24 protein-coding genes and 2 pseudogenes are annotated in these 26250 nt (G+C 57.2%); 6 read left to right on the top strand and 20 right to left on the bottom strand.

Going from position 1 to position 26250, the window contains the following annotated elements; all coding sequences use genetic code 11:
• Positions 1 to 12: 12 nt before the first annotated feature.
• Together AC1Q67_RS18485 and AC1Q67_RS18480 are read right to left on the bottom strand one after the other, a co-directional pair.
• Complete coding sequence (locus AC1Q67_RS18485; RefSeq protein WP_492236853.1) at positions 13 to 1296, bottom strand: glycosyltransferase family 4 protein; 1284 nt, start codon at positions 1294 to 1296, stop codon at positions 13 to 15.
• Positions 1277 to 2704, bottom strand: coding sequence for a nucleotide sugar dehydrogenase (locus AC1Q67_RS18480; protein WP_492236854.1), 1428 nt, complete (start codon positions 2702 to 2704; stop codon positions 1277 to 1279). Before AC1Q67_RS18480 ends, AC1Q67_RS18485 begins: the two co-directional genes overlap by 20 nt.
• Before the next feature lie 229 nt (positions 2705 to 2933).
• Between AC1Q67_RS18480 and AC1Q67_RS18475 the strand changes: the two genes are divergently transcribed.
• Positions 2934 to 3308: a hypothetical protein gene (locus AC1Q67_RS18475; RefSeq protein WP_051363668.1), complete on the top strand. Its 375-nt coding sequence runs from the start codon at positions 2934 to 2936 to the stop codon at positions 3306 to 3308.
• A gap of 19 nt (positions 3309 to 3327) precedes the next feature.
• Here AC1Q67_RS18475 and AC1Q67_RS18470 read toward each other — a convergent pair whose 3' ends face one another.
• From AC1Q67_RS18470 to AC1Q67_RS18430, 9 genes are all read right to left on the bottom strand, one after another.
• Entirely contained in the window at positions 3328 to 3975 is a 648-nt protein-coding gene (locus AC1Q67_RS18470; RefSeq protein ID WP_492236855.1) for a glutathione S-transferase family protein, read from the bottom strand.
• Between the two features lie 3 nt (positions 3976 to 3978).
• Positions 3979 to 4710: an SDR family NAD(P)-dependent oxidoreductase gene (locus tag AC1Q67_RS18465; RefSeq protein ID WP_492236856.1), complete on the bottom strand. Its 732-nt coding sequence runs from the start codon at positions 4708 to 4710 to the stop codon at positions 3979 to 3981.
• A gap of 47 nt (positions 4711 to 4757) precedes the next feature.
• Positions 4758 to 5957 carry a CaiB/BaiF CoA transferase family protein gene (locus tag AC1Q67_RS18460; RefSeq protein ID WP_492236857.1) on the bottom strand — a complete coding sequence of 400 codons (1200 nt, stop codon included), beginning with the start codon at positions 5955 to 5957 and terminating at the stop codon, positions 4758 to 4760.
• Positions 5958 to 6010: 53 nt separating this feature from the next.
• The gene (locus AC1Q67_RS18455; protein ID WP_492236858.1) at positions 6011 to 6712 is read right to left on the bottom strand and encodes an ABC transporter ATP-binding protein; all 702 of its coding nucleotides are present in this window, start codon (positions 6710 to 6712) and stop codon (positions 6011 to 6013) included.
• The gene (locus tag AC1Q67_RS18450) at positions 6705 to 7451 is read right to left on the bottom strand and encodes an ABC transporter ATP-binding protein (protein ID WP_492236859.1); all 747 of its coding nucleotides are present in this window, start codon (positions 7449 to 7451) and stop codon (positions 6705 to 6707) included. The genes AC1Q67_RS18455 and AC1Q67_RS18450 overlap by 8 nt, the downstream gene beginning before the upstream one ends.
• On the bottom strand, positions 7448 to 8452 hold the full coding sequence (locus tag AC1Q67_RS18445; RefSeq protein ID WP_492236860.1) for a branched-chain amino acid ABC transporter permease: 1005 nt from the start codon (positions 8450 to 8452) through the stop codon (positions 7448 to 7450). Before AC1Q67_RS18445 ends, AC1Q67_RS18450 begins: the two co-directional genes overlap by 4 nt.
• Entirely contained in the window at positions 8449 to 9327 is an 879-nt protein-coding gene (locus AC1Q67_RS18440) for a branched-chain amino acid ABC transporter permease (protein WP_024574566.1), read from the bottom strand. The genes AC1Q67_RS18445 and AC1Q67_RS18440 overlap by 4 nt, the downstream gene beginning before the upstream one ends.
• 56 nt (positions 9328 to 9383) lie before the next feature.
• On the bottom strand, positions 9384 to 10592 hold the full coding sequence (locus AC1Q67_RS18435) for an ABC transporter substrate-binding protein (protein WP_492236861.1): 1209 nt from the start codon (positions 10590 to 10592) through the stop codon (positions 9384 to 9386).
• 198 nt (positions 10593 to 10790) lie between these two features.
• Positions 10791 to 11660, bottom strand: coding sequence for an AraC family transcriptional regulator (locus AC1Q67_RS18430; RefSeq protein WP_492236862.1), 870 nt, complete (start codon positions 11658 to 11660; stop codon positions 10791 to 10793).
• Between the two features lie 240 nt (positions 11661 to 11900).
• On the opposite strand from AC1Q67_RS18430, the gene AC1Q67_RS18425 reads away from it, so the two are divergent.
• A complete protein-coding gene (locus AC1Q67_RS18425; RefSeq protein ID WP_492236863.1) occupies positions 11901 to 12068 on the top strand; it encodes a hypothetical protein in 168 nt (55 codons plus the stop codon).
• 81 nt (positions 12069 to 12149) lie between these two features.
• Here the strand turns inward: AC1Q67_RS18425 and AC1Q67_RS18420 are convergent, their stop codons facing one another.
• The 6 genes from AC1Q67_RS18420 to AC1Q67_RS18395 form a co-directional block, all read right to left on the bottom strand.
• The gene (locus AC1Q67_RS18420; protein ID WP_492236864.1) at positions 12150 to 12998 is read right to left on the bottom strand and encodes a universal stress protein; all 849 of its coding nucleotides are present in this window, start codon (positions 12996 to 12998) and stop codon (positions 12150 to 12152) included.
• Between the two features lie 84 nt (positions 12999 to 13082).
• A complete protein-coding gene (locus AC1Q67_RS18415) occupies positions 13083 to 14270 on the bottom strand; it encodes a cyclic nucleotide-gated ion channel (RefSeq protein ID WP_492236865.1) in 1188 nt (395 codons plus the stop codon).
• A 161-nt stretch (positions 14271 to 14431) separates the two neighbouring features.
• Positions 14432 to 17131 (bottom strand): bifunctional acetate--CoA ligase family protein/GNAT family N-acetyltransferase, encoded by a 2700-nt coding sequence (locus tag AC1Q67_RS18410; RefSeq protein ID WP_492236866.1) that lies wholly within the window; start codon positions 17129 to 17131, stop codon positions 14432 to 14434.
• Between the two features lie 58 nt (positions 17132 to 17189).
• Positions 17190 to 18302 carry an ABC-type transport auxiliary lipoprotein family protein gene (locus tag AC1Q67_RS18405; RefSeq protein WP_492236867.1) on the bottom strand — a complete coding sequence of 371 codons (1113 nt, stop codon included), beginning with the start codon at positions 18300 to 18302 and terminating at the stop codon, positions 17190 to 17192.
• Between the two features lie 4 nt (positions 18303 to 18306).
• Positions 18307 to 19083, bottom strand: a complete 777-nt coding sequence (locus tag AC1Q67_RS18400; protein ID WP_492236868.1) for an ABC transporter ATP-binding protein — start codon at positions 19081 to 19083, stop codon at positions 18307 to 18309.
• Between the two features lie 2 nt (positions 19084 to 19085).
• Positions 19086 to 20222: an ABC transporter permease gene (locus AC1Q67_RS18395; RefSeq protein ID WP_492236869.1), complete on the bottom strand. Its 1137-nt coding sequence runs from the start codon at positions 20220 to 20222 to the stop codon at positions 19086 to 19088.
• 117 nt (positions 20223 to 20339) lie between these two features.
• Here AC1Q67_RS18395 and AC1Q67_RS18390 point away from each other — a divergent pair, with 117 nt between their 5' ends.
• Positions 20340 to 21959, top strand: a complete 1620-nt coding sequence (locus tag AC1Q67_RS18390) for a bifunctional aminoglycoside phosphotransferase/ATP-binding protein (RefSeq protein WP_492236870.1) — start codon at positions 20340 to 20342, stop codon at positions 21957 to 21959.
• Between the two features lie 26 nt (positions 21960 to 21985).
• Here the strand turns inward: AC1Q67_RS18390 and AC1Q67_RS18385 are convergent, their stop codons facing one another.
• The gene (locus tag AC1Q67_RS18385; RefSeq protein WP_492236871.1) at positions 21986 to 22354 is read right to left on the bottom strand and encodes a hypothetical protein; all 369 of its coding nucleotides are present in this window, start codon (positions 22352 to 22354) and stop codon (positions 21986 to 21988) included.
• A 239-nt stretch (positions 22355 to 22593) separates the two neighbouring features.
• Between AC1Q67_RS18385 and AC1Q67_RS18380 the strand changes: the two genes are divergently transcribed.
• Positions 22594 to 23859 carry an MgtC/SapB family protein gene (locus AC1Q67_RS18380; RefSeq protein WP_492236872.1) on the top strand — a complete coding sequence of 422 codons (1266 nt, stop codon included), beginning with the start codon at positions 22594 to 22596 and terminating at the stop codon, positions 23857 to 23859.
• A gap of 206 nt (positions 23860 to 24065) precedes the next feature.
• On the opposite strand, the pseudogene AC1Q67_RS18375 reads toward AC1Q67_RS18380, so the two are convergent.
• Positions 24066 to 24165, bottom strand: a pseudogene (locus AC1Q67_RS18375) (universal stress protein); the annotation flags it as partial.
• A gap of 269 nt (positions 24166 to 24434) precedes the next feature.
• Here AC1Q67_RS18375 and AC1Q67_RS18370 point away from each other — a divergent pair.
• Entirely contained in the window at positions 24435 to 24971 is a 537-nt protein-coding gene (locus tag AC1Q67_RS18370; RefSeq protein ID WP_492237164.1) for an Hsp20/alpha crystallin family protein, read from the top strand.
• A gap of 106 nt (positions 24972 to 25077) precedes the next feature.
• A pseudogene (locus AC1Q67_RS18365) lies at positions 25078 to 25340 on the top strand (TCP-1/cpn60 chaperonin family protein); the annotation flags it as partial.
• A gap of 87 nt (positions 25341 to 25427) precedes the next feature.
• Here AC1Q67_RS18365 and AC1Q67_RS18360 read toward each other — a convergent pair.
• Positions 25428 to 26246 carry a universal stress protein gene (locus AC1Q67_RS18360; protein ID WP_492236873.1) on the bottom strand — a complete coding sequence of 273 codons (819 nt, stop codon included), beginning with the start codon at positions 26244 to 26246 and terminating at the stop codon, positions 25428 to 25430.
• Positions 26247 to 26250 lie beyond the last annotated feature (4 nt).

Below are 26250 nucleotides of genomic sequence, written 5' to 3'. Positions count from 1 at the left end.
CGACAGACGATCCTAGCTTGCCTGCGGAGTCGCAGTGACCGGGTTTTTTGCCTTGGGCCGTTTGGTCTTGTTCTTGATCAGAGCAGCGTAAGCTCCGAGCAGCTTGGGCGCCTCGTGCTCCCAGGACAGATCCCTTTCGATCCGCTCACGACCGAAGGCGCCCATCGCCGCGCGACGCTCCGGATCGTCAAGGAGTTCGATAATCTTGCCCGCCATATCCCGTGGATCGTTGTGTCGCGCGTAAAGCGATGCATCGGCCGCGGAAACCCGTCCTTCCGTCAGATCGAACTGAACGATCGGCTTGCTCAGCGCCATGTACTCCATGATCTTGTTCATGGTGGACTTGTCGTTCATTTCGTCAGCCTTGTCCGGATTAACGCAGACATCCGCCGTGTTCAGCATTTCGAACAGGTCGTGGTCACTGGCGCGGCCGGTGAATGTGACGAAATCCTGCACACCGAGCGTTTTCGCCAGCGCCTTCATTTCCTCAAGTGCGGGACCTCCCCCGACAAGCCCAAAATGAATGTCCGATCGCCGGAAGTCTTCCACAATCACCTTCACGGCATTCAGCAGCAGATCAATCCCCTCCTGCGCACCCATGACGCCAACATAGCCAACCAAAAAATTCCGGCCCTTCCGCAACTGCGGATTAGGCGGAAGAATTTGAATACGATTGAGATCCGGACCGGAGCGCACGACAAAGACCTTATCATCGCGCATCCCGCCACGCGTCAGCGCAATCCTGCGATACGATTCATTCGTGGCCAGCGAAATATCCGCCGTCAGGAACGTCATCTTCTCGAGCAGCACAAGCAGCCGATAGAAGAAGTCTTTCCGGCCAAATTTCGATACGTATAGCTCCGGATTGATGTCGTGGTGATCGAATACGAACATTTTTCCAAGGAACAACTTGAAGAAGCCGCCGATCAAAAAGATCGTATCCGGCGGGTTGCACGCATGGATCACATCGAATCCCCGCGCGAAAAAAACTTTCCAGCTCAGGAAGAATTCGCAGGCCAGTGCCCAGCCATATTCGAGCGGATAACCCGAAGCACGCCTGGCTTCGAAGGGCATTCCGTGGCGATGGATGTGAACGCCATCGATGAATTCGTAGCTCTCTTGCGCGTTAAACCCTTTCGGGCAGATCACAGAGACCACGCATCCGGCTTTGGCCATGGTCTTGGCTTCCGACCATACACGCCGGTCGAAAGGTACCGAGAGGTTCTCGACAATGATCAGGACACGAAGCGGCCGTCCATCCTTGACAAGGCGCGTATCACCAGTTGATTCCGACATAACGCGCCTTCATGTCTGGAGATTCCCACAACCTGGCAAGGTCGAGAACAATCTGGTCCTCGCTGAGCATCGGCTCGATGTTGCGAAACTCAGGAGATGCGTTTCCGATGATAATGACGTCAGCCGCAACCACGGTTTTCCGCAGCGACGTCATCATGATCGAACCGATGTGAGGAATTGCCTTCTCGATGTATTGCCTGTTCACGCCGGTCAGCGCCGAGAGATTGACGCTCGGATCATAAAGCTTGAGATTGAAACCCTTTCCGATCAGGCGTTCGATCAGTTCGACCTGCGGGCTTTCGCGCAAGTCGTCCGTACCTGGCTTGAAGCTGAATCCGAGCACTGCGATATCCCGCTGACCGAACGCAACGACCTTGTTGATCGCTCTTTCGATCTGATTGCGGTTGCTGGGCAGGATATTGGAAAGGATCGGCACCTCGACGTCGAGCTGACGTGCAAGATACGTCAGCGCGCGCGCGTCCTTCGGCAGACATGAGCCACCGAACGCGTAACCGGGCTTGAGGTAGTAAGGCGAAATATTGAGCTTTGTATCTGAGCAGAACACGTTCATCAGCTCGTAGCTGTCAATGTTCAGTGCCTGGCAGATGTTCCCGATCTCGTTTCCGAAGCAAACCTTGAGCGCGTGCCACGTGTTGTCCGCATACTTGATCATTTCGCTGGCTTCGAACGACACCGTGAAAAGCGGCGCGCGAATTCCTTCATAGAGGTTCGCGACCGCAAGCGCAGCAACCGGATCATCCGCGCCGACAACGGTCTTTGGTGGTGCAAAGAAATCGGCGACAGCCGTGCTTTCCCTGAGAAACTCGGGATTGTACGCTACCGAGAGCCCCTCGCCGCAGCGGCGACCGGATTCGCGCTCCAGAATTGGAATAATCGTGTTGCGCATCGAACCCGGAATCATCGTCGAACGCACGATGACAAGGTGATCGCCCTGCTTTTCCCGAAGCGCGCGTCCGATTTCAGCAATGACGCTGCAGACGGTATCGATGTTGATGCTGCCGTTATCGCGGCTCGGCGTACCGACGCAAATCAGCGAAATATCGGTGTCGCGGATCGCCTGAACGACATCGTCGGTCGCAGTCAGACGTCCCGAACGGACGCCCTGCTGCATGAAGTCGTCAAGACCGGCCTCGACAACCGGCGGCTTTCCCTCGCGGAAGCACTGCCGCTTGATGTCATTGGTATCCAGCCCAATAACCGTGTGGCCCGTACGCGAGAAACACGCGGCCGATACAGCTCCGACGTAGCCCAGGCCAAAGATGCTGATGCGGCGTGGAGAGGAGTTGTTCGGTATGACAGGAGCAATGACCGGCAAGCGATCGGCAGCCGCCTGCGCGCTTCCCGGTGCGAGTTCGATCAGATCGGAGCTATCGAGCCATGAATTCATTTGAGCCTCGTCTTTTTTTAAAGTCGTAGGCTGGCGGAGGCGAAAGAGGAAGACAAAGCGGAATGTCATCGCTTGTTAGGCTTACCTTGCCTCAAAATGAGCGCTTCGATTAACGCTTCGTTAACCTATTGAACAAGGCATAATCGGATCTATAAAATTGGCTCTATAAGCGCGTCAGAACGCGGCTCAGACGTACAAAGCAAGGCGCATGTTCAGAACAATATTCCAAGTGCTTGCCTGGGCCTCCATCCTCGCAATCGTGATTGTTACGGACGGCCCGATCGGATTGCGGCCAGTCACTCACTTGCCAGGCAGCGTTGAAAGATTTTTCGCCCTTCTCACAGTCGCGATGCTGTTCACTCTCGCCTACCCAAACAGAATCTCAATCGTCGGGCTTTCGCTTGTGCTTGCCGTTTTTATCATTGAGTTTGCGCAGGTCGCGTCGCTGGGCCGTCACGCGCGCCTGCGTGACGCAGGCGTCAAGGTGCTAGGCGTCTTCGCCGGATTGACGCTGGGGTATTTTCTGCAAGCCGGGATGGCGTTGATACGCACGAGATTCGGGGGCAACCGAAAGGCCCTGCCGAGCGCAGCCAATCAATCCTGAAGCTCGATTGCGCTGCCCGCTAAATTTCCGCGAAATTCGCTGTTTCGCCGGCTCGGTATCCCGCACGTGATGTGACACGCTCAAGGTATGGCGCAGCGCTGTCGCAAATGCCAACTCCGTAATCGATGGCCCACGTCAGGCAAGTCGTCAGCAGTATGTCGGCCGTGGTGAACTGGGCACCCATGAGATAATCGCGACCGTCCGACAAAGCCACATCGACATGCCGAAGCTGTTCGCGGAAGTATTCGCCTGCCTTCGCAACAACATGCGGCGCATCCCCATAGATATGCGCCAGTCCCTTGTTGGTACCATGTCGCCTCATGACATAGAGACTGGTTGAGTCCAGCTCGGTCACGATGAAGAAGCACCATTCCAGCCACTTCGCATAGAGTTTTGGACAATCTGGGACGAGCCCTCCGTCTCCTGTCCGATGCTTGTTGGCGAGATATGCAACGATGGCCGCGCTCTCCCCAATGGTCAAATCGCCGTCCTGCAAAAGCGGAATCTTCTGCCTTGGATTCAGGATCGTATACTCCTCCGTCTTGGTCTCACCCGATCGCGGAAGGATGGGCCGCGACTTGTACGGAAGATTCAATTCGTGAAGTGCCCAGTGCGCGCGTATCGTGCGCGTAGTGCCGACACCCCAAAGGATAAGATCGCCTGCCATTTTTCACCAAGTCTCCACCGAGGGGCGCAGATCGAGCTCGTGAGTCCAGCCGTCTTTGGATTGATGGTGAGCAAACCAGTACGCCTCGGCAATGGACGCGGTTTTGGTCAGGCTGTCGGGCGGAATTTCGCTGGCGCTGATTCCGGTTGCCGCCTTCATGCGCTGATGAATAGCTTCGCTGTCGACGCCTGCATCGATCAGGAGATGGACGACATGAATGTTCTTCGGTCCGAGCTCACGGGCCATTGCCTGGGCGACGGCGCGCAAGCCGAACTTGGCTGCCGAAAACGCCGCAAAACCCTTTCCGCCGCGAACGCTGGCGGTTGCGCCGGTAAATAGGATGGTCCCGCGGCCCCGTACCGACATGTGTTTGGCCGCCTCGCGCCCCACAAGAAAGCCCGCATAGCACGCGAGTTCCCAGGCTTTGAAGAACAGCTTCTCTGTTGTCTCCAGCAGCGGCTTGTTGACGTTCGATCCAGCGTTGAACAGGCAGACCTCGATTGGGCCCACCTCCTTCTCGACATCCGCGAACAGTTTCTGCACCTCCTCTTCCTTGCGCGCATCGACGCTGTATGCGCGTACGTCGTACCCCTCCGCCCTCATCGAATCGACAAGTCCCTTGGACTTTTCGGCATCACGCCGCGCAATACAGACTGCGTAACCGCCCCTCCCAAACCGCTGCGCAACGGCCGCGCCGATTGCATCGCCTGCGCCAACAAGGAGTGCGACTTTCATTTTATCCGCCACTGTTCGTTCTCCAGAAACTGAAACCGTTCGTTCATTTATCCGGCCGCCCTGACCGCTTTGTCGGCGATCATTGCGTCGATAGCTGCGTCCGCGTACCCAAGTTCGCGCAGGACCGTGCGAGAGTGCTCACCCACCCGCGGCGCCGGACCGCCAATCGCAGCCTGATTGACCTCGAAGATTGCCGCGGGCTTCGGTTGCCGCACCCGGCCAACCGTCGGCTGTTCGAACTCCTCGATCAACCCGCGCGCCACCACCTGTTCGTTATCGATGATTTCAGCACGACGAAGGATCGGCGAGCATGGCACGTCGGCAGCGTCAAGTCGCTCTAGCCATTCAGCTGTGGTATGCTTGGCAATGTATTCCTGCATCGTGTTGATGCGGGCCGTCGCGTTGATGAACCGCGCGCTCGGCGTTGCAAAACGCTCGTCCTTCGCAAGCTCCGGATCGCCGGATGCCTTGCAGAAGCCTTGCCACTCTGAATCCGAGATCGTTCCACAGGTGATGTAACCATCCAGGGTCTGGAACACGAGGTCCGGCCGGTCGTTCGGATCTGTTGTCGAGGCTTCAGAGCCAACCACCGTGTACTGCATCATGCCTTCCGGCCACAGATAGGAAATCATGGCATCCAGCATCGCCACCTGGATATGGTCGCCCTTGCCCGTCTTTTCGCGGGCATAAAGGGCGGAAGACACCGCCTGCGCCGTGAAGACCGAGGTGGTTTTGTCACAGACGATGGTGCGGATCATCTGTGGACGGTTCGTGATCGGTTGCGCCTGAATGTCGGCAAAGCCTGACAGCGCCTGAACGATGGGGTCGTAAACCCGCTTCTTGACATAAGGCCCGCTGTCGCCGACGCCGCTGATAGAGACATAGATCAATCGCGGATACTTTTCGCGTAACTCTTCGTGACCGAGCCCGAGGCGCTCCATGGTACCGGGACGGAAGTTCTGCACCAGCACATCCGCCTGCGACGCCAGTTTGGCCAAGACCTCACGCCCTGCATCACTCTTGATATCGATCGACAGCGAGCGCTTGCCGCGGTTGCACGAGACGAACAGAGCCGAGAACTCACCGGCCGCATCGATCAGGTTCCGGCTGCGGCGGGTGCCATCGCCGCCGATCGGCTCGATCTTGAGCACATCCGCACCCTGATCAGCCAGAAACATCGTCGCATACGGACCCGACACCACCGCTGTCAGATCAAGGACCCGCACTCCACTTAAAGGACCAGGCATATCTTCACTTCCCGTGCTGAAAAACTCGCTTCGGCCATCGCCATCCGTGAACGTCACACACTCAGATACGTCCGCCTGATGTCTTCATTTGCGATCAATAATTGCGTGTCGCCGGCGAACTGAACCCGTCCCTGACTAATTACGTAGACATAGTCAGCCAGTTGAGTGGCGAGATGATAGTTCTGTTCAACCAGCAGAATGGGCGTTCCTGACGCCTTGATATCCTTGAGTACCGCTTCTAGTTTCTCGATAATCACCGGCGCCAGACCTTCGCTGGGTTCGTCGAGGATCATCAGATCGGGCCCGGCGACCAGCGCCCGTCCGATCGCCAGCATCTGCTGTTCGCCGCCGGACAGTTGCCCGCCAAGGCTCCTGCGCCGTTCGGCAAGGCGCGGAAATATCTCGAACACATACTCCACTGGCTTGCGCCGCGGCCGATGCTTCGATGCACCAAGAGCAATGGCAAGATGTTCCTCAACAGTCACTGTCGGGAAAATGCCGCGGTCCTCAGGCACGAAAGCGATGCCGGACTTCACAATTCGATGTGTCGGCAACCGCGTAATATCGGTTCCATTGAAAATAACGTGGCCACCTCGCGCCGGCGTCAAACCGAGGATCGAACGCAGCGTCGTTGTCTTGCCGGCACCGTTACGTCCGAGCAGCGCCACGCACTGCGCGGCAGACACGGAGAGATCGACGCCTTGCAGAATGTGGCTTTCACCATAGTAGGTGTGAAGATGTTCGACCCTAAGCATGGTGCTGCCCCAGATATGCTTCGATCACCTGGGGATTGGACTGAATCTCGTGCTTCGTCCCCGTTGCGAGCACCTTGCCGTAACTCAGCACCGTGATGATGTCGCAGATTGCAAACACGACATCCATATCGTGTTCGACCAGAACGATAGTCAGCTCACTTGACAGGCCATTGATCAGCTTGATCAAGCTGGCGCGCTCATCGGGTGACGTTCCGGCCGCCGGCTCGTCCATCAGCAGGATCTTCGGTTCGGCACAGAGTGCGATCGCCACCTCGAGTTGGCGCTTCTGTCCGTAGGACAGCTCGTTGACATTCCGATGCAGCACGGTGTCAAGGTGCATTTGCTCGGCGGCGAGACGCGCTTTGCCGACGACATCCGAAAATGACGCGCAAGAGCGAAATACGGAGCGCCGCGACGCATCAAACGCCTGGCAGGCAACGCGTAGGTTCTCGAGCACCGTAACGCTCTCGAGCAGCATGTTCTTTTGGAAAGACCGAGACAGCCCACCTCGCGTAACAAGGTCTGGTCGCCCCTGCTGCACCGGGACGCCATGAATGAGAATTTCACCGCTGGTCGGCGGCTGCCATCCCGTGATGATGTTGAACAGCGTAGTCTTTCCGGCGCCGTTCGGCCCGATTACAGCATGACGCTGGCCTGACGGCACCTTCAGATCGAGGTCACTGATGACCTGAAGCCCGCCGAAGGCCTTGCGCAAATTCCTGATTTCGAGCGCGCTCATTGTCGTTTTCCGATCAGCGCAGTGATGGCGCCAAGAACGCCGCCGCGGAAAAACGCAACCACAAGCATGAAGAAGATGCCGAAGAACAAGTTGTATTCTTCGGTGATCATGCTCAGCGCCTGCTTCACAACGACAAAGATGGCAGCCCCAACAAACGGCCCAAGGATGACATTGGCACCGCCGATGATGACCATCAGCACGCCCTCGCCGCTCATTTGCCAGCTCATCGCATCCGGATTGACGAAATAGGTATATTGCGCCTGTAAAATGCCCGCGACCGCGCAAATCACTGCGGCCAGCGCGAACGATCCGATCTTGTAGTTCGCAACCGCGTATCCCATCGACATCATGCGGCGCTCGTTTTCACGAATGCCGACCAGGACGCTGCCGAAAGGCGACGTCACGATCCGCCACAGCATCAGCAACGCCAGAACCGCAACGGCGAGAACGTAGTAGTAGAAGACGGTCGGGTTATCCGCGCTCACGCCGAGCCATGACAGATCGGGACGCGGAATTCCCGTCATGCCGTCAGACCCGTTGGTCCATCGCAATTTGATCATCGCGCCATAAAACATCTGGGAGAATGCCAGCGTGATCAGAAGAAACTCGACGCCGCGTGTCCGGGTGCAAATCGCGCCAATGGCAGCAGCAATCACGGCTACCACCACCAGCGTGACCGGCGCAGAAACCCACAGCGGCCACCCAAGCAGCGCCGTTCCGATCGCGATGCCGTATCCACCAAACCCGAGAAACATCGCCTGTCCGAGCGATACGAGGCCCGTGTACCCGGTCAGAAGATTGATGCCGGAGGCGAATACGCCCGCGATCATGACTTCGACCGCCAGAGTCATGACATAGCCGGAGGTGAACGATGGCAGCGCGCAAAGGCCGACGCCGAAGAGCGCGAACAACGCCGCGCAAGCGCGACGCGACATTGGAAGCGACAGACGCTTCACCCCGCTGGAACCGTTGTCCCGTGCAAGAATGATATCTGCGCTCATGCGACCCTCCCCACCGCGCCAAAGAGGCCCTGCGGACGGAAGATCATCACAGCGATCAGAAGCGCGTAAATCGCAAAGAGCTCAGCCTCCGGAAGGTAGGCCTGGGCAAACGTATCGGTCATACCCACGATAAGTGACGCATAGAACGACCCCCTGAGATTGCCGAGACCGCCCACCACCACGACCACGAACGTCGTCACGACGATTCCGATTCCCATGTTGGAGTAGATGCTCATGACCGGTGCGGCGACGACACCCGCAAAGCCGGCGAGAGCGGAACCGAACCCGAACACCAGCGCAAACAGAACATTGATGTTGATGCCGAGCGCCGTGACCATCTCGCGGTTGTCAACACCGGCCCGCAGCGTGGCACCGATCAGCGTACGGTCGATGACCAGGACAAGCGCGACAGCGATGGCAATGCCAACCGCGATGATGAAAAGCCGATAGAGCGGATATTCGATGCCCAGCAAGGCAACACGGCCTTTGAGGAAATCGGGCGTGGCAATGCTGTGAAATGCCGATCCGTAGATGTACTCGACGGCACCCGCGGTTGCGAACAGCAGGCCGAACGTTAGCAAGGCGAGATCGAGATGCGTCGAGCGTCCGCGCTGAGCCAGCGGTTGCAGAACGAAGAGTTGCAGCACAAAGCCTGCCAGGAACGGCAGCAGCGGGCCTATCAGCAGCGCAAGCCAGAACGAGCCTGTCTTGTTGGCAATAACCAGTCCGAAGTAAGCGCCCATCGTGAAGAACGCGCCGTGGGCCAGATTGAGGATGTTCATCAATCCGAAGATCAGCGTAAGGCCGACCGCGAGCAGGAACACCAGCATGCTTAGCTGGACGCCATTAAGAAGCTGAATCAGAAAAAGCTGCATGTTTCACACAACGTCGAGAAAGCGCGAGCTTCGCCGGAAGCGAAGTTCGCCTCGGATCAGAACGATTTCGTGCAACCCGGCAGATCGCCCGCTCCCGGAAACTGATCCAGCGACTTACGCTGCATCTTGCCGTCGGGTCCCTTGACGATCTCGATCACATAGACCTTCTCGAGCAACGCGCTGTTCTGCGCATTGAACTTGATCTTTCCACGCGGAGCGTCGAACGTCAGGTCGCGCATCGTGGAGATGAACTTGGTGCGATCTTCCGGCATCTGGCCGCCGAGCTTCTCAAGTGTCAGCATGATCGCCTTGCCGTTGTCATAGCCAAGCTCCGCGCTGACGTCGGGTTCCTGCTTGTACTTCGCGGTATAGGCCTTCACGAACTTCTGGTTCGCTTCGGTGGGGATACCCGGATAATGCGTGGCAACGTGCTGCGCATTCAGGGCCAGATCACCCAGGGCCGGCCAAAGCGCTTCGTCATAAACCCAGTGATCGCCAATCAGGGGGATCTTGGTCCGCAGTCCGAAATCGGCGTGCTGCTTGACGACCTGGATTGCTTCCGCGCCCGCATAGAAGGCGTAAATAATTTGCGCGCCGGAGTTCGAAGCCTGCGTCAGCGCGGCACTGTAATCCTTGGTCTTCTGGAACGGGGTCCAGATTTCCTCGATAACCTTGCCGCCGTTGTCCTCAAAGCCGCGCTTGAATCCGCCGATGAATGCACGCCCCGCCGAGTAATCGGGCCCCATCGTGACGGCGGTCTTCACGCCCTTGCTGGCCCAGTACTTTCCGGAAGCATATTCGAACCCGTTGGCGCTGAAAGACGTGCGGGCGATGTATGGGCTGCAAAACTTGCCGGTGATTTCGTCGGCGAATGCATTGGCGAACACCATCGGCATCTTGTTCTTGTCCGCCAGTTCGGAGACCGCGATACCGACATTGGAGCCGACGACTCCGGCGACCAGATCGACCTTGTCGGATTGCACGAACTTGTTGAATTTCTGGACCCCGACACTCGGCGTCAGTTCGTCGTCGGCGCGGATGATCTCTATGGGCCTCCCGGCGGACTTGTTGCCGTATTCCTCGAGCGCGATCTGGAAGCCCTGGTCAATATTCACCGCAAGAGGCGCATAGACGCCCTTATACGGCAGCATCAGCCCGATCTTGATCGGAGTCTTCTCCTGCGCGTACGCCGTCACGCTGGCCGATGCCGCAAGACCTATCGCCGCTGCCACACCAATGCGCGTGTATCCGTTGAAAATAGCCATCCCGCTCTCCCTATGCCGGGCGTTCCGCCCCGAAACTCCCGCTTGGCCACGGCCGAGCGGTCGCAGTCTGCGTGGATTTTTGTGGGATAGTGTTAGATCGCGAGGCTGATCCTGACTTGCAGGATAGCGACAGAACTTCCGGAAAAACGCCATTTAGTCCGGAAAAACCGGTCGGCGCATGTCAGAGAGGGTTGCTGCCTACGACAGACAGCGCTGACGGAACGCGGATGGCGTCACACCGGTCGCTTTCTTGAAGCTCGTCGAGAAATGCTGGGCGTGGCTGAAACCGGTCGCGAGGGCGACATCGACAATGCTGTCTTCCGTATCTGACAGTCGGCGCTTCGCTTCATCGATCCGGCGCGAAAGAACGTAGTTATAGGGCGTCACGCCGACGCTTTCCTGAAACGCCCGCAGGAAATGCCGCTTGCTCAGCCCCGCGATCTCCGAAAGTTCCGCAAGACAGATCGGCTGGGTCAGATTCTCCCGAACATATTCCTCAAGGCGCCGAAGACTGCGGCCAGGCAAACCGCCCCGCAACTCGCTGGACGCCTGCTGACTTCTTTCGCTGACCCGGGAAATATGGGCCAGTGCCTGAATCGACCATCCCTCCGCCATGAGGTTGAAAACGTTATCCGGCGAGGCTGCCTCACGGCAGAGTTCGGCGAGGCCGCGGGTCAATCCGTCGTGCTCAAAAGCCACTGTGGGATTCGTAATTGCCTGTTGAAGGCGCTCACCCACGAAAGACGGGTTCAGGAACACCACCGTGTAGTCGAGGGTCGGCCCGACATTCCACTCACCTTCGATCTCGATGGCGGCGGGGAAGATCGCGAGCTTCGACTTGCCCGGAAACCAGCGCTCCACCGGCCGTCCGTCAATCGTGGCTCTCAGGCGTTCGGCTCCCTTGCCGAACCAGAACAGTGACAGCTCCGGCTGGCGAAAATGCCAATGCATTCGTCCTACTGTTTCCCTGCGAAGCACTTCGATGCGCATGCTCGGCGTGTCGGTAATGACGGACGATACAAGATCGCCTCCGACCAACCGGACGTAGTTCTCGCCAACATGTGCCATCCCAAACCCCGCTTAAACGTGAGTTCCAAGATAGAATGCATCAAACACGTCAAAGAAGCGAGCCGGTTTGTTGTTGCGTCGCAACATAATCCCTCCCTGGGGACCTTTGCTTCAAGATGTTGACAAAAGCGGACGTCGATGGGCCGATGACCGCCGCGACGATGCCCGACTGCGGTGCTGGGAAGCGACACAGCAGGTGTTAAAGCGTTCACTTTCTCTGCGCTGCTCGCGAATTCCGTCATGGCCCACCACAAGCACAACGATCGCTGCAACCGGCAGGAAGTATCGCGGGTGCAAGCGATCCCGTTATCGCACTGGCGGATCGAGCAACCTCGCGCCGAAAAATGCGAGCCCTTTGGCGATGTCATCAAGGCCGGAGTGACGGCTAAAGAATCTGCGTGTGCGTGAGCGACCCCAGAACGGCTTGGCCGCCTCAAACGCACGGTAGGCAGCGGCAATCGTTGGATTCAATCGTCGCGCACACATGCATCAATGCGAGAGAAACACCGGAACCGGTGGACGCACGAGCATGCTTCTGGTGGCGCCCCCGAGAACAAATTCGCGAAAACGCGAATGACCATAGGCTCCCATCACCAGGAGATCTGCATCGCGCAACGTCAAATGCGACTCAAACACAGTGGCGATGTCGCGGCCCGCGGCATCGACTTCGTCGAGAACCACATTGATGCCGTGACGCGCCAAATATTTAGCAAGTTCCGCGCCAGAGCGCCCGCTGGTAAACACCTTCTCATTGTTCACCGTCAGTATGCAGACCAACTTCGCTTTCTTAAGGAGCGGCAAGGCGTCTGCCACCGCGCGCGTGGAATTTCGGCTGAAATCCCAAGCGACGACCACCGTGTTCAAGGCAACCGCCTTGCTCCATCTCGGTCGTTCCGGCAGAACAACCGTGGGCCGCCCAGAACCGAAGATCAGGGTTTCGGCGAGCCATCGCTCGACGGTATCGACATCTGGCATCGGGACAACGGTGAGATCCCGGAGACGCGCATAGTCGGTAACCAGATCGGGAAATTCCGGCGTCGTGCATTTTTCCAGAATGACCTCCTGAAACACACCCCTTTGCTCAGCGGCTTTCTGGAATTCAGCCAGTTCTTGCGCGGCAGCGGCCACACTTTTCTTCAGCTCGGCGCTTACGAGCGCCGGGACATTCAGCAACGCGCTTCCCAGTGGACTAGCTGGTGCCGGCACTTTCACCTCGCAAGCGATGGCAGAAATACGAGATTCGAGCGCGGCAGCGAGCGCGACAGCATCATCGATCCCGGATGGCTTTGTTCGCTCGGGATAAGTGGTCAGGGAAACCAGAATGTCCTCGAATGCCATAGCGAACTCCTTTTCAAAAAATCTCCTCCTTCGTTATCGTCGAACGCGGGCGCGCTTCTTGATTCATCGCAAACCGATCAAGATCTAGCTTGGTATTGACGCCTTAGCCTCATGACCAGTCCGCCCGGAGGCAATCTTGTCGATATGTTCGGCAATATGGGGGTCGCGGGAAATTAGCGATCTCAGGTCCGAAGCGTCGAGCACCAGAAGCCTGGAACGCGCGCAGGCGATGACAGTTGCCGATCGCGAGGTCTTTCTGAGCAGAGCGCGCTCACCGAAAAACTGCCCTGCCCCGAGCTTCACCGACTGACCGGGTCGAAGCTCGATTTCGACCTCGCCCTCCGTGACGAAGTACATCGCATGTGCGACATCACCTCGGCGAGCGATGATCTCCCCCTTTTCGACTTGCCGGGCGCGCAGCAGTTGCATCACATGGGCGATGTCGCCCGCGGTCAAATGAGAAAAGATCGGCACGCGCGCGACCATGCTCCAGGTGACGATGAAGTCGCGCCGATGGATGACGTCCGAGAATGCATTAGCGACGATGCCGACCGGAAGTGCGATCATGACAACGCCTCCAACTATGATGACCGCGGCCACCATCTTTCCGGTCGCGGTTGCCGGAACGACATCGCCATATCCAATCGTGCTGAGTGTGACGAGCGACCACCACATAGCGTCTGGTATGGTCCCGAACTTGTCGGGCTGGATCGTCCCCTCGATTGCATGCATGGCACCCGCCGATACCAGCGTGGCGCAAATCAGGATTACGAGGCAGCCGATCAGGGCTCGCCGCTCGCTCCAGAGTACATCGAGCAGGGAGTTCATCCCGGACGAATATCGGCTGAATTTCATTACGCGCAGCACCCGGAGCACGATCAGGACACGAAAATCTGCCGTTTCCAGCATCGCGCCCCAAAGGGGACCAATTGCTAGAAAATCGACGATTCCCTGCCCGCTCAGGATGTAGTTGCGACGCACGGTACGCTCACTCTGTCCCCGGTAAGGTAGATGCTCCGGGGCGACCCAGATTCGGGCGGCGTATTCGATACTGAATGCAATGAGGCTGGTGATCTCGATGGCGCGAAATAAGCTTCCATACTTGTCGTTCAAGTGCGGCACCGACTCCAGCACCGTTCCACATAGACTCACCACAACAAGGGAAGCGATGAGCCAGGTTACCAGCATTCCAGATCGCGTCTCATGCGGCGAGGCCTCCAGGATTTCGTAGAGACGCCTGCGCGCCCGCAAGGATGCAATGCGGTAGGTCATAACGCAGCCTTTCGCCGAAATGTGGCAACGGCGAGCGGATCAGCAGGCCCGTCGTATTAAGTGGCTGGATTATCTGGTACCGTGTGGGAAGCGCAGCCGATTGACCCACATCAATACCGAAACAGGCACCAGAGACGAAACGAAGCGGTTCCTGTATCGGATTACCGGGTGTCCAGCGTCAACGTGACGTCGCAAAGGTCTGGATCACCGGCTGCCGTCCTTATGCTGAATCCCAACTCGCGGCACATCTCCAGCATGGCAGTATTTTCCTGAAGAACTTCACCGGAAATCCGCTTAAGGCCTTCGGAACGAGCGTACGTAATGATTAGCTGCATCAGCGCCCATCCAAGTCCGTGTCCCTTGAGGCACGATTTCAGGAGGATTGCATATTCGCCATTGTCGTAGACTGAATCGGAATGAAGCCGGACGACCCCGATAATTTCCTTGCCCGATTGATCGAAGGCTACAAACGCCATCGCGCGCGCATAGTCGATCTGGGTCAACCTGGCGATGAACGGATGAGTGAATTCCTTTATTGCGCCGAAAAATCGCAACCGCAGATCGTGTTTGCTGACATTCTGGAGAAATTCGCGAAGTAGCGGCTCATCGGTTGGCTGGATCGGGCGAGCGAAAACCTGTGAGCCATCCTTGAGGTCAAGGTGCCGCTGCCATTCCGACGGATAGGGCCGAACTGCGAATCTCGCATTCCCGGGCCCGGCGAACTTCCGCAGGGTTGGTCCAATAGCGACCCGTGCATCGACCGCAAGTACGCCGCTGTCGTCGGCCAGCAGCGGATTGATATCAAGTTCGCGCACCTGCGGTAGATCGGCTGCCAGCTGGGCCAGCTTGACCAGCGTGAGCGCGACATCATCCCGATTGACGGCCGGCACATTTCGGTAAGCATGAAGCAGCCGCGAGATGCGTGTCCGTTCGATAAGATCGTGAGCTAATCTCAGATCCAGAGGTGGCAGCGCCAATGCCTTGTCCTTAATGACCTCAACCGCTGTTCCGCCATGCCCGAACACGATAACCGGCCCGAAGGTCGGATCGTCCGCGATTCCCAGGATCAATTCTCGCGCGTTTGGCCGCAATATCATCGGCTGCACGATAACGCCTGCTAGCTTCGCATCCGGACGCTTCGCACTCGCCCTCGCCAGAATACCCCCGGCGGCGGTACGTACGCTATCTGCATCGGAGAGATTGAGCACGACACCGCCAACATCTGACTTGTGCGTGATGTCCCGAGACAAGACCTTCACAACGACCTTCATTCGCTGCGCGAGGAAGGGTGAAGCCAGCGCGGCTGCTTGATCGGCATCGGCGGCAGCAAGCGTCGGCACCATGGGAATTTGATAGGCATCGAACAGCCGTTTCACCTCGATCGGGTCTAGCCAGGAGCGCCCCGCCGCAACGGCGTCCTCGACAACCTTGCTTGCCGTAGCGGCATCCGGGACGAACTCGGCCGGCAAGCTTGGTGGAACCTGGGCGAGTTCCTCGCGAACTTCACGATGATGCACCAGATACATGAAGCCCCGTGCGGCGTCATCCTCGGTGGAGTAGCTGGGAATCGACGCGTCATTGAATGTCTTGGCAATATCGCCATCAGCCCCGACCCAAGCCGCGAGAACAGGCTTCGATACCGAGCGCTTTTCACGGTCGGCGGCAATGACACGTACAACGCTCTTCGCAATGTCGCTTGAAGAAGCGATTGCCGTCTGCACGTTCATCACGAGGATTGCATCGTTGCCGAAATCAGCCAGCAAAACTTTCAGCGCCGCTGCATAGCGGGCCGCATCAGCATCGCCGCCAATATCGACCGGATTATCGCCGGACCATGTCGGGGGCAAAGCGGAATCAAGCTGCGCCTGCACCGATGGTGATATCTCGGCCGGAATTCCGCCGAGCTCGACCAGCCGATCAACAGCAAGAACGCCGATGCCGCCGCCATTCGTCAAAATGGCGAGCCGCTTGCCCTCTGGCTGAATGGCGCGACCGAGTGTTTCTGCGCAATCGAACAGTTCATGCAGATCGAATACCCGCAGCATGCCGGCGCGACGGAAGGCCGCATCGTAGACATCATCAGAACCGGCAAGGGCTCCGGTATGGGTCGCAGCAGCTTTCGCTCCTTGGGCCATCCGACCGGATTTGAGGACGACGACCGGCTTAACGCGCGCTGCAGCACGAGCTGCCGACATGAACTTGCGGGCATCCTTGATTGCTTCGACGTAAAGGAGAATGGCGTGCGTCCCGGGGTCGAGTGCAAAGAAATCGAGCAAATCCGCGATGTCCACGTCAAGCTGATCGCCAATCGACACGATGCCGGAAAATCCAACGTCTTCTCTGGCCGCCCAATCCACCATGCCTGCAGCAATCGCGCCCGACTGCGAGACAAGCGCCAGATGTCCCGGGGCCGGCATGCTTGCTGCGAAGCTCGCATTCAAACTGGCCCTCGGCATCATGATTCCGAGGCAGTTTGGACCGATGAGCCGCATCCCATGGACTCGCGCCGCCTGATCGGCCGCCTCCGCAAGAGAGCCAATTCCGTGACCAAGTCCAGCGCTGATGATGACGGCCCCTGCAACACCTCGTCCTCCCGCATCAGCGATAATGCCGGGCACTGCTCGCGCAGGCGCGGTTATGATGATCAGTTCGGGGACGAATGGCAGATCGGCGACAGTTGGGACCGTCGCCATCCCGCCAATTTCCGCGTGGTTCGGGTTAACGATGCCGAATTCGCCACGGAATCTCGCAGCGCGAAAGTTTTTGAGGACCGCTAATCCGACCGATCCAGGCCGTGGACTGGCCCCTATAAGCGCGACAGATCGCGGTGAAAGAAGACTGCTCAATCGGTATGTCGACATCTGCTATTCCCAAATTCATGCGAGGAAACCTCCCTTGGTTAGGCCGGCGACCGCCTATCTATCCGATTACGGTCAGAGTCCAGCTGATGAGGTCCTTTGCAATGCTGCCGAATGCTCCGCTAAAGGCGCGCAACGCCGATTCTGGGGTCAGCTCTTCCAGCTTTCTTTTTTCAGCGAAGAGCCTTGATGCAAGGACGCGGCCGTCCTTACCGAGAATCTTGGCCGAGAAGTCAATCTCAGCGACCGGCTCAGAACTCGTTCTGATCTGAAAACCGCGAATATCAATCAGAAGCTGATATTCGGCTGCAACGCCATCAATTGCGCGAAGCGGTGCATGTTCGGGATCATAATTCTCAAAACTCTGAATGATCTTTGCCTGAACAAGTTTCGGCAGGCTGTCGCTCCACTGGAAGTCGGAAAATTCGGGATGACTCCCGCCAGGCGGCATGAAAAGGATACGCTGCGTATCGAACATCAGGATCGATGTAGGATCGGAAATGACAAGCTGAGCCTTGATGTGCTTCCTGGACGACCCGAAATCCTGAGGAGCATCGAGGTCATAAATGACCTTCGGAGCGGCGGAAGCTCCTCCCCCCGTCATCCGCTCAAGACCCGCGACGATGCCATCAAGCCGGCCGGCATTTCTCGCCAACCCATCAGAGAATATCTGCAGATTGGAAATCGTGCTCTTCAGGGGCTCCGCGTTTTCAGCCAGTACGGCATCGACACGCTTGAGCGCATCACGGGCGGCCTGAGTCATGCTCTGGCCCGCACCGGGCTCGGCGATAAGCGTCGGCACCGGCCCTGAGGCTGTGAGTTGCACCCCACCCTCCAGAGCAACCACCGGAACGCCGGTCAGCCCCTGAAAGTCCAGACCAACTTTGGTGTCCGCGCGCACCGGCGTGTCCGGCATAACCGAAATTACTGCATTGACGCGACGCGGGCTGTCGGCCGCGAGGCCAAGACTGGTCACCTCCCCAACGCGAATTCCATTGAACAGCACCGCTGCTCCAACCAGCAGCCCCGGCACCGAGCCGTTGAACTGCAAGTTATACGACGTTCGCGCTCCGATCCCCCCAGTATTGTGCAACCAATAGACAAAGCCAAAAACGGCGCCGATAGCTGCCAGAATGAAGGCACCTACGATAACGAAGGGAGCACGCGTTTCCATGATCCTAAATCTTTCCCGGTTGGAGCATCTGGGAGCGCTTGCCGTGAAAATAGGCCTTAACCCACGGATGTTCGGAGCGGAGCAGTTCGCTCATTGAGCCAATCGCTACGATCTTTCCGTCCGCAAGCGCAGCGACGCGATCGCATACTGTGTTAAGACTGGCGAGATCGTGCGTGACCATGAAGACAGTCAGCCCCAGCGTTTTCTGAAGTGTCTTGATCAGAACATCGAAATCGCCCGCTGCGATTGGATCCAGTCCCGATGTCGGCTCATCAAGAAAAACGATCGGGGGGTCGAGCGCCAACGCACGGGCCAATGCGACGCGCTTGGTCATACCACCTGAAAGCTGCGACGGAAATTTGTCCCCATCCTCAGGCGCAAGCCCAACCATCTCGAGTTTCGCAGTAGCAACTTCATCCATTAATTCCTGGGAGAGATCCAACTCCTCGCGCAGCGGAAATTGAACGTTCTGGCGAACGGTCAGAGATGAAAACAGCGCCCCTTGCTGGAAGAGGATACCCCACTTGCCGGCAGCCGTGTGCGTGACATGACGTGCCTCACTTATTTCGGCACCCATGACCTCGATCCGGCCGCTCCGCCTGGGAATAAGACCGATGATCGTTCGCATCAGAACGGATTTACCGCCGCCCGAGGCACCAACAAGGCCGAGAATCTCTCCCTTGCGGACATCTAGCGTCAGGTGATCGAGCACCGTCTGCCGGCCAAAGCCAACAACGAGTTCGCTGACACGGATCGCAAACTGGTCGACCTCTTCCGCCATCGTCACATTCCGATCGACGCGAAGAACACGGCGAAGATGCCGTCGAGCACAATGACGAGGAAAATCGATTTGACCACAGATGTCGTCGTTTGCCGCCCAAGCGATTCTGCGCTTCCTTTAACCCTGAGACCTTCGCTGCAGGCAACAATACCTATTGCCAGCGCCATGAATGGCGCCTTGATGATTCCGACTTCAAAGCTGGTAACCGATACAGCATCATGCAGCCGTGCCATGAATATTGCCGGGCTCATTCCGCCGTAAAGCCAGGCGACCAGACCGCCACCATAGAGTGCCGCCATCGAGCCGATGAATGCGAGGATAGGAAGGGAGCAGATGAGTGCCAGAATTCGCGGCAGGACCAGCACCTCGACCGCATCGAGGCCCATGGTGGACAGCGCGTCGATTTCTTCACGCATTTTCATCGAACCGAGTTCGGCGGTATAAGCGCTGCCGGAACGGCCCGCCACCATGATGGCGACGATCAAGACACCAAGTTCCCGAAGGACGAGGATGCCGACCATGTCCACGACATAGGACTCCGCGCCGAATTTACGGAAATGAAAGATGCCCTGCTGGGCAATGATCGCACCGATGAGAAAAGTGATGAGGAGGATGATCGGTATGGCCTGCCAACCGACGCGATAAATCTGATAGGCAAGTGAAGTCAGCCGAAGAGACCGCGGCCGGCGTAGAACACCGAACAAAGCAAGACCCAACGCCCCCAGCATCTGAAGAAAGATGGCTACGTCTTCGGTGATACCCGCGGCGTAGCGGCCGAGCTGTTCCAGCCGAACAATGATTGGGTTTTCGGGCTTTTCCGCCGCAGGCTTGCGGCGATTGACCTGGTTCACTTCGGCAATCAATCCAGCATAACGGTCGGATATCCCAATCACGTCTGCGGGGGGGCCCAACCGCGGGGCGTGTCGCGCGATCTTCTCAAGCAGCCATGCTCCGAGCGTGTCGAGCTCGCCGACATTGGTCAGATCGACCCTTATCGCCCCTGCTCGACTGAGCTTGGGCGAGACGGTTTCGTAAAGATGCTCGAGGGCAGAGGCATGCGTCGCTGTCCACGATCCGCTCGGGCGGAGATTAAGGGCATCACCCTCACTTGCGATATTCAGGACAGGTTCGGAGCTCAAGTTGGATATCCGTTCAAGGCCATGGCTAGATATTTCCTAGGCCACTCCGGACAACACCTTTTGACCTGCCTCAATCCCCGGTAGGAATTGGCCGCTTAGGCTGTGATTGACACGGCGATGCCGAGCATCGAGCACGATGGCGAAATTGTCGCATCACAGGATATGCCCATTATGACGATACAGCACCGGACTTCGCAGGACGAAGTGCTGAAATTCCTGGCAAACCCTGCGACACACGGCGGCACATCCGTCAAACGATTCGATACCCACGCTGCTTTTGTATTTCTGTCAGGCGATCGCGCGCTGAAAATCAAGCGGGCCATCCGCTTTCCTTTCCTCGACTACTCGACATTGAGCAAGCGGAAGACAGCCTGCGAAGAAGAGATGAACGTTAACCGGAAGTTTGCGCCGCAGATCTATCGACGCGTTATTCCCATTACACGCGACAAGAATGGAAGGCTCCACATTGATGGCGAAGGGTTTCCGGTCGAATGGGCCGTCGATATGGTTCGTTTCAACGAGCGTCTGACGCTCGATCATGTCGCAGAAGCCGGGCCGATCAATCCCGGCACCGCCACAGCGGTCGCCGACGTCATCGCCAACGCCCATTCAGAATCGACCCTTGCTCCGTACGATCCATGGATCCAATCCATACCGTTGATTGTCACGCGCAACAGTGCCGCATTCCACTACCACGGCCATCTCGCGTCCAGCGAGATCGATGAACTGGAACACGCAAGCCTCCGCATTTTTGAGCGTCGTCGCGGGTTGCTGGAACAGCGCGGGCGGCTTGGATTTGTTCGGCGATGCCACGGGGATCTTCATCTGGGAAATATCGTTCTAATCGATGGCAGGCCGGTTCTTTTCGATGCGATCGAGTTCGATACGGATATCGCCTCGGTCGATGTCCTTTACGACCTCGCATTCGTGCTCATGGACCTCATCCGACACGGATCAGACGCCGCAGCGAATCGGGTCCTCAATGAATATCTTGCCAAAACGCCTGAAGACAATTTTGACGCGCTTTCACTTCTACCGCTCTTCATGTCCATGCGCGCGGCCATCCGGGCGAACGTTCTGCTCACCAGGCTCGATGATCAGGGCCATCCAAAGGACATAAGGAAGCAAGCGCAGGCTTATTATGATCTCGCGCGGCGTCTCATCTCTCCCTCGCCGCCTTGTCTTGTTGCAATCGGAGGTCTATCGGGGACCGGCAAGTCCACTCTCGGGCGCATGCTAGCCGGCGCGATCCGGCCACCGCCAGGCGCCATCCTCCTGCGCTCGGACGTGATGCGAAAGATGCTGTTTCACGTCAACGAAATCGATCCACTACCTGTTGCTGCTTACCACTCGGGAACTGCAGAGGCGGTTTACCAAATGATGGCCAACAAGGCCGTTCGCATTCTCGAACAGGGCTACTCCGTGATCGTCGATGCCGTATTTGCCCGCGAATCTGAACGATCTGCAATCCGCAGTGTTGCTGGAAACATGAATTGCAACTTTGTCGGTATCTTTCTGACGGCCGACCTCGAAACGCGGATTAAACGGGTTGGTCAGCGGTCTGGCGACGCATCCGACGCCACACCTGAAGTTGCAGCACGGCAGGAAACATATGATTTGGGAGCAGTAGACTGGACCATTGTTGATGCTTCCGGGCCGCCCGAACAGACGTTCGACCACAGTGCTGCGCTGTTCGTCTCAGATATCCAGTCGACGAAAGCCTGTTTCACGCCTTGAGCGAAAAAGTTGCACTGCGCCGAAAACTATTCCGTTGGCTGATTGAAAAAAACCTTCGAGGTTCGGTCGAGAAAACGTTGCCAGTGCTTGAAAGCCCGTTCACTGTCGCGACGGATAAAATCGGTCTGATGCTTGCCGCATTCCTCGTAAACTTGTTTGAGGCCATTTGCCGAGTGAGCCTCCGCAATCTTGGACGCGAATTCATTCGCAATCGATAACTCAGTACTGGTGCGCTCAAGCGCATCGTTTCCCACATCGATCAGTTCTTCAAGAACGGCCTTCTGAACATTAAAAAGCAGATTGATAGATCGTGCGTTCATGCCGACAAGCTGATCGGCAATCCTGTTGGTACCGTTTCCGTTCGCGGACTTTTCGACATTCTGTGCGTCAGACATCGGATGCCTCCACCATTTAGAAATCTAAAGGTACCTGTCTGCGTTAGAGACCCATTGATCCATCTCAAACATGGACTCATGCTTTCGGGCACTTTCTAAACACTGAGCGTAACGAACGGGCACGGAACTGGGGGAGTTGAGTCAATCAAAGCGCGAAGAAAGCCGTTCGACCGACAAGTACCTGCCGAACATTGATGCGATCGGCCCCATTGAGACGAGGGTGATAAGGTGAACGCTGTATGGATCAGAGCCAAATTCTCAGCCGCCTTACCATTTCGCTAGCCATCGGTCTGCTCGTGGGCCTGGAGCGCGGCTGGCGCACGCGCGACGAGCAAGATCATCAACGAGCCGCAGGGTTCCGCACGTTTGCGCTATCGGGCCTACTGGGTGGCGTGACCGGCGCCGTTGCACTTCAAACCAACGGCCTAATCATCGGAGTTGTTTTTCTCGGTCATACAGCAGCATTCGCTGCGTTCCATTGGCTGGAGGCCAAAGCTGAACGTAACCTGAGTGTGACTTCTGTCGTCGCCGGGATGCTGACATTCCTGCTTGGAACAATGTCGGTTACAGGCGATCCTCACATTGCAATCGCCTGCGCCGTTGCGATGACCAGCCTTCTGGCCTTTCGCGAATGGATTCACAGCGGGATCGCTTCGCTCACGTGGCATGAGCTTCGTGCAGTTCTCATTCTTCTCGCGATGTCGTTCTTGCTGCTGCCGATTCTACCGAACAAGACCATTGATCCCTGGAATTCTGTCAACCTCTATGAAATCTGGCTTCTCGCCATTTTGACCGCCGGGATATCCTTTGTTGGGTATGTCGCGGTCCGGACCCTTGGAGAACGTCTCGGCATTGTTACAACGGCTATCGCCGGCGGCTTGGCATCCTCGACCGTCACGACCCTGACCTTCGCCAGACTCAACCGCGAGCATCCCGGCTCTTTCAGACTCCTGAGTGCAGGCATCCTGATCGCCGGTGCCGTCATGATGGCACGCGTCGCGGTCGTCGCCGTAGCGCTAAATCGAGCGCTGTTGGATCCGCTTGTCCTTCCGCTTGGCAGCGCCGCCGCAATCCTGTCGGCGGGAGCTTTGATCCTCCTCTTGGGCAACAGCGAGCGGCACACCCCAAGACTCTTGATACAGAATCCACTGGCGTTCGGAACGGCACTCAAATCGGCGGCCTTTATCGGCGCTCTGATACTGACCGCCGAAATCACCCGCCAGACATTCGGAGGCACAGGCGTCCTGATGGTCGCCGCTCTGTCCGGTGTGGCTGACGTCGACGCCTTGACCATTTCGATGGCCCGCTTGGGCGGAGGAGATCTCGATCTAACTATAGCTGCTCGGGCAATCATGCTTGCGGTTAGTGTCAACACAATCTCGAAAGCCATGATTGCCGGGTGGACCGGAGGGCGAGACATCGGAATGCTGGTAGGCGCGATCAGTAGTCTTGCCCTTGCAACGGGGCTTGCCGCGACGACGTGGCAAATTTCCGGATGGATTTGAACGATCAGCAGACGATCACAAAGACGCGTTGGCGGACAATGCGACGGCCAGTTTGACGCAAAAAAATCGACAGTCCTCGTTCTTTTGTATCGAGTGATCGGCAGTCCTCAAAAAAGAATGTCGATTATGATCTGGATCGTGCGCATACTGCTCTATATCGCGGCTCCGATTACGGCGTTGTTCGTGGCACGCGATGCCCTCAATTTTGCACGCGTTGCGGCGCAGCTGCCATCCCAACAGCACACAATCCGGTCGAGCTTCAAACCATCCGTCTGGATATAGGACGACAATCCAAGGCCGCCCCGCGCGACCGCCTCACGCGGCCCCTTTCTTGCTCCGCGACCACCTTTCTATTGGTGACAGCCTCATCTGCGCCAAGTTTCATCATGTTCATCGGCCTTCGGCGGTCTCCTGCACCAGTTGTCACCGCGAGTCTACTTGAGTGTAAAATACTCGGCGCTATCCTTTAGCATACGGCTATTCTTTAGCGAGTGATGCTTGATTAAGATCAAGGAGAGGCCTCATCCGCCGGGCATATGCTTTTCGAACTTAACAAACTCAGAGGAGTATCTGTCATGGCGGAAGCTGCTAACAAGCTGCCCATTAAGACCGAAGAAACTCCGGTTGCTCAGGCCACCAAATTCTCAGACTGGCAACCGTTCGAAAACCTGCGCAATCAGGTAGACCGGCTGTTTCATGATTTTCAGAATGGATTCCTGCATGCGCCGTCTTACCGGCCGCTTTTGGAGCCGTTCTGGCGCCGTGATCTTGGCTTCAACATTACGCCGGCAATTGACATTGTCGAGAAGGAGAAAGCTTTCGAAGTCACGGCGGAGCTGCCGGGCCTCGACGCCAAGAATATCGAGATTCAATTGTCCGACAACGTGTTGTCGGTGAAGGGGGAGAAGCAGGAGGACAAGGAAGAGAAGACGAAGGATCGCTACGTCTCCGAGCGTCGCTACGGTTCTTTCCGCCGCTCGCTTCAGGTCCCAAGCGGCGTCGATGCCGACAAGATTGAGGCGGCGTTTAAGAACGGAGTTTTGACCATCACCCTCCCGAAATCTCCGGAAGCGCACAAGCAAAAGAAGACGATCCCCGTGAACCCGAAGTAAGAATGCTGGCCTCGCCACATCGCGCCTGATCGGCGAGGCCTCATTGTATGGTGCACTCAATACTCATAGTAGTTTGACAGCTCAGGGAAACAGTAAATAGCAAACAAAGAGATACTGCTTTTATTCGGCGGCTCGTGAGAAGGTATCGTGGGGCGCGCCCCTCCTTGCCGATGCTGTGTGTGGTACGCTGGGGCCGAAGTCAAAGTCGATCTTAATTCAAAAGGCTAGGGCGCGCCAATCGTCTGCAATGATGGCGTGACAATTGCCAAGGAATTCGACCTTCCAGAAGAAAATCTCCGCGCCCAGGCGCTTCGCCAGGCCGCGGAGACAACTGGCGACGTTGGCGGCAATGGTACCAGCACATCAACTAATACTTGCGGGCCAAATGTGGCCAATCCTGTGCCTCCTCGGCCCTGATATTGTCGTGGACAAGCAAAAAGACAGTTCGCTCAATGCTCAGTGGGACATGAGACAGCAGAGAGGGCTTGAGATCAATAGGTCACGGGTCATCCCGCCAAAGACCCATTCGTTGAGCCGGCTGTGACCGTAGGCGCCAGTCACCAGCAGGTCGGCCCCCAAGTCCTCTGCCAATCCGATAATCTGATCCGCACCCGAACCACCGACCGACAGTTCAACGCGGCGTTCAGCACTTATGCTGTGCCGCGCGAGATAATGAACGACATCGTCAACGTGAGTGCGCGCAGCGTCTATCTGATCCTTCTCACAGATCTCAATGATGGTGATGTACTTCGCTTTCTGAAGAAATGGCAGCGCATCCTGAACTGCTCGCCGTGCCTCACGGCTTTCCCTCCATCCGATCACGACATGATCGGCCGTAAGTGATTTCACTCCTGTAGGAACTACTAAAAAGGGACGGCCGGCTCCCAGAATGGCCGCACCTACATCCACAGTTCGATAGACATTATCCGACTTGCCTTTTTGCACGATAATCAAATCGGCACACCTAGCCTCACCGATCAATGTTTGTGTAGGAAACCCGATAGCCGACCGCCATTCGATCCGGCGACCAGTTCCGGCGGCAGATCGAAATCTATTTCCAGCCTCCGCCAGACTGGCCTTCATTTTTTCGATATCGAATTCCGTAGCATTGTCGACGATCACGACACCTTCGGCGACAAACGGCGGCACAATCGCAATCGCCGATAATCCGACCAGATTGGCCGAGAACTTATCTGCCACAGCGGTTGCAACTCTTGTCAGATCGCTCGAATTGCGGTCGACATTGATCGAAACCATTAGCGTTGCATAGGACATAACT

It is taken from the genome of Afipia sp. GW823-FHT06G09 (genome assembly GCF_058794875.1).
Note: the sequence above shows the minus strand (reverse complement) of the source record. Positions and strands in the feature narration are given on the sequence as shown.

Bases quoted from the DNA above. Each gene is read 5' to 3' on its own strand.
- AC1Q67_RS18485 (WP_492236853.1), bottom strand. From the start codon at position 1,296: ATGTCGGAATCAACTGGTGATACGCGCCTTGTCAAGGATGGACGGCCG.
- AC1Q67_RS18480 (WP_492236854.1), bottom strand. From the start codon at position 2,704: ATGAATTCATGGCTCGATAGCTCCGATCTGATCGAACTCGCACCGGGA.
- AC1Q67_RS18470 (WP_492236855.1), bottom strand. From the start codon at position 3,975: ATGGCAGGCGATCTTATCCTTTGGGGTGTCGGCACTACGCGCACGATA.
- AC1Q67_RS18465 (WP_492236856.1), bottom strand. From the start codon at position 4,710: ATGAAAGTCGCACTCCTTGTTGGCGCAGGCGATGCAATCGGCGCGGCC.
- AC1Q67_RS18460 (WP_492236857.1), bottom strand. From the start codon at position 5,957: ATGCCTGGTCCTTTAAGTGGAGTGCGGGTCCTTGATCTGACAGCGGTG.
- AC1Q67_RS18455 (WP_492236858.1), bottom strand. From the start codon at position 6,712: ATGCTTAGGGTCGAACATCTTCACACCTACTATGGTGAAAGCCACATT.
- AC1Q67_RS18450 (WP_492236859.1), bottom strand. From the start codon at position 7,451: ATGAGCGCGCTCGAAATCAGGAATTTGCGCAAGGCCTTCGGCGGGCTT.
- AC1Q67_RS18445 (WP_492236860.1), bottom strand. From the start codon at position 8,452: ATGAGCGCAGATATCATTCTTGCACGGGACAACGGTTCCAGCGGGGTG.
- AC1Q67_RS18440 (WP_024574566.1), bottom strand. From the start codon at position 9,327: ATGCAGCTTTTTCTGATTCAGCTTCTTAATGGCGTCCAGCTAAGCATG.
- AC1Q67_RS18435 (WP_492236861.1), bottom strand. From the start codon at position 10,592: ATGGCTATTTTCAACGGATACACGCGCATTGGTGTGGCAGCGGCGATA.
- AC1Q67_RS18430 (WP_492236862.1), bottom strand. From the start codon at position 11,660: ATGGCACATGTTGGCGAGAACTACGTCCGGTTGGTCGGAGGCGATCTT.
- AC1Q67_RS18425 (WP_492236863.1), top strand. From the start codon at position 11,901: ATGGCCCACCACAAGCACAACGATCGCTGCAACCGGCAGGAAGTATCG.
- AC1Q67_RS18420 (WP_492236864.1), bottom strand. From the start codon at position 12,998: ATGGCATTCGAGGACATTCTGGTTTCCCTGACCACTTATCCCGAGCGA.
- AC1Q67_RS18415 (WP_492236865.1), bottom strand. From the start codon at position 14,270: ATGACCTACCGCATTGCATCCTTGCGGGCGCGCAGGCGTCTCTACGAA.
- AC1Q67_RS18410 (WP_492236866.1), bottom strand. From the start codon at position 17,131: ATGTCGACATACCGATTGAGCAGTCTTCTTTCACCGCGATCTGTCGCG.
- AC1Q67_RS18405 (WP_492236867.1), bottom strand. From the start codon at position 18,302: ATGGAAACGCGTGCTCCCTTCGTTATCGTAGGTGCCTTCATTCTGGCA.
- AC1Q67_RS18400 (WP_492236868.1), bottom strand. From the start codon at position 19,083: ATGGCGGAAGAGGTCGACCAGTTTGCGATCCGTGTCAGCGAACTCGTT.
- AC1Q67_RS18390 (WP_492236870.1), top strand. From the start codon at position 20,340: ATGCCGAGCATCGAGCACGATGGCGAAATTGTCGCATCACAGGATATG.
- AC1Q67_RS18385 (WP_492236871.1), bottom strand. From the start codon at position 22,354: ATGTCTGACGCACAGAATGTCGAAAAGTCCGCGAACGGAAACGGTACC.
- AC1Q67_RS18380 (WP_492236872.1), top strand. From the start codon at position 22,594: ATGGATCAGAGCCAAATTCTCAGCCGCCTTACCATTTCGCTAGCCATC.
- AC1Q67_RS18370 (WP_492237164.1), top strand. From the start codon at position 24,435: ATGGCGGAAGCTGCTAACAAGCTGCCCATTAAGACCGAAGAAACTCCG.
- AC1Q67_RS18360 (WP_492236873.1), bottom strand. From the start codon at position 26,246: ATGTCCTATGCAACGCTAATGGTTTCGATCAATGTCGACCGCAATTCG.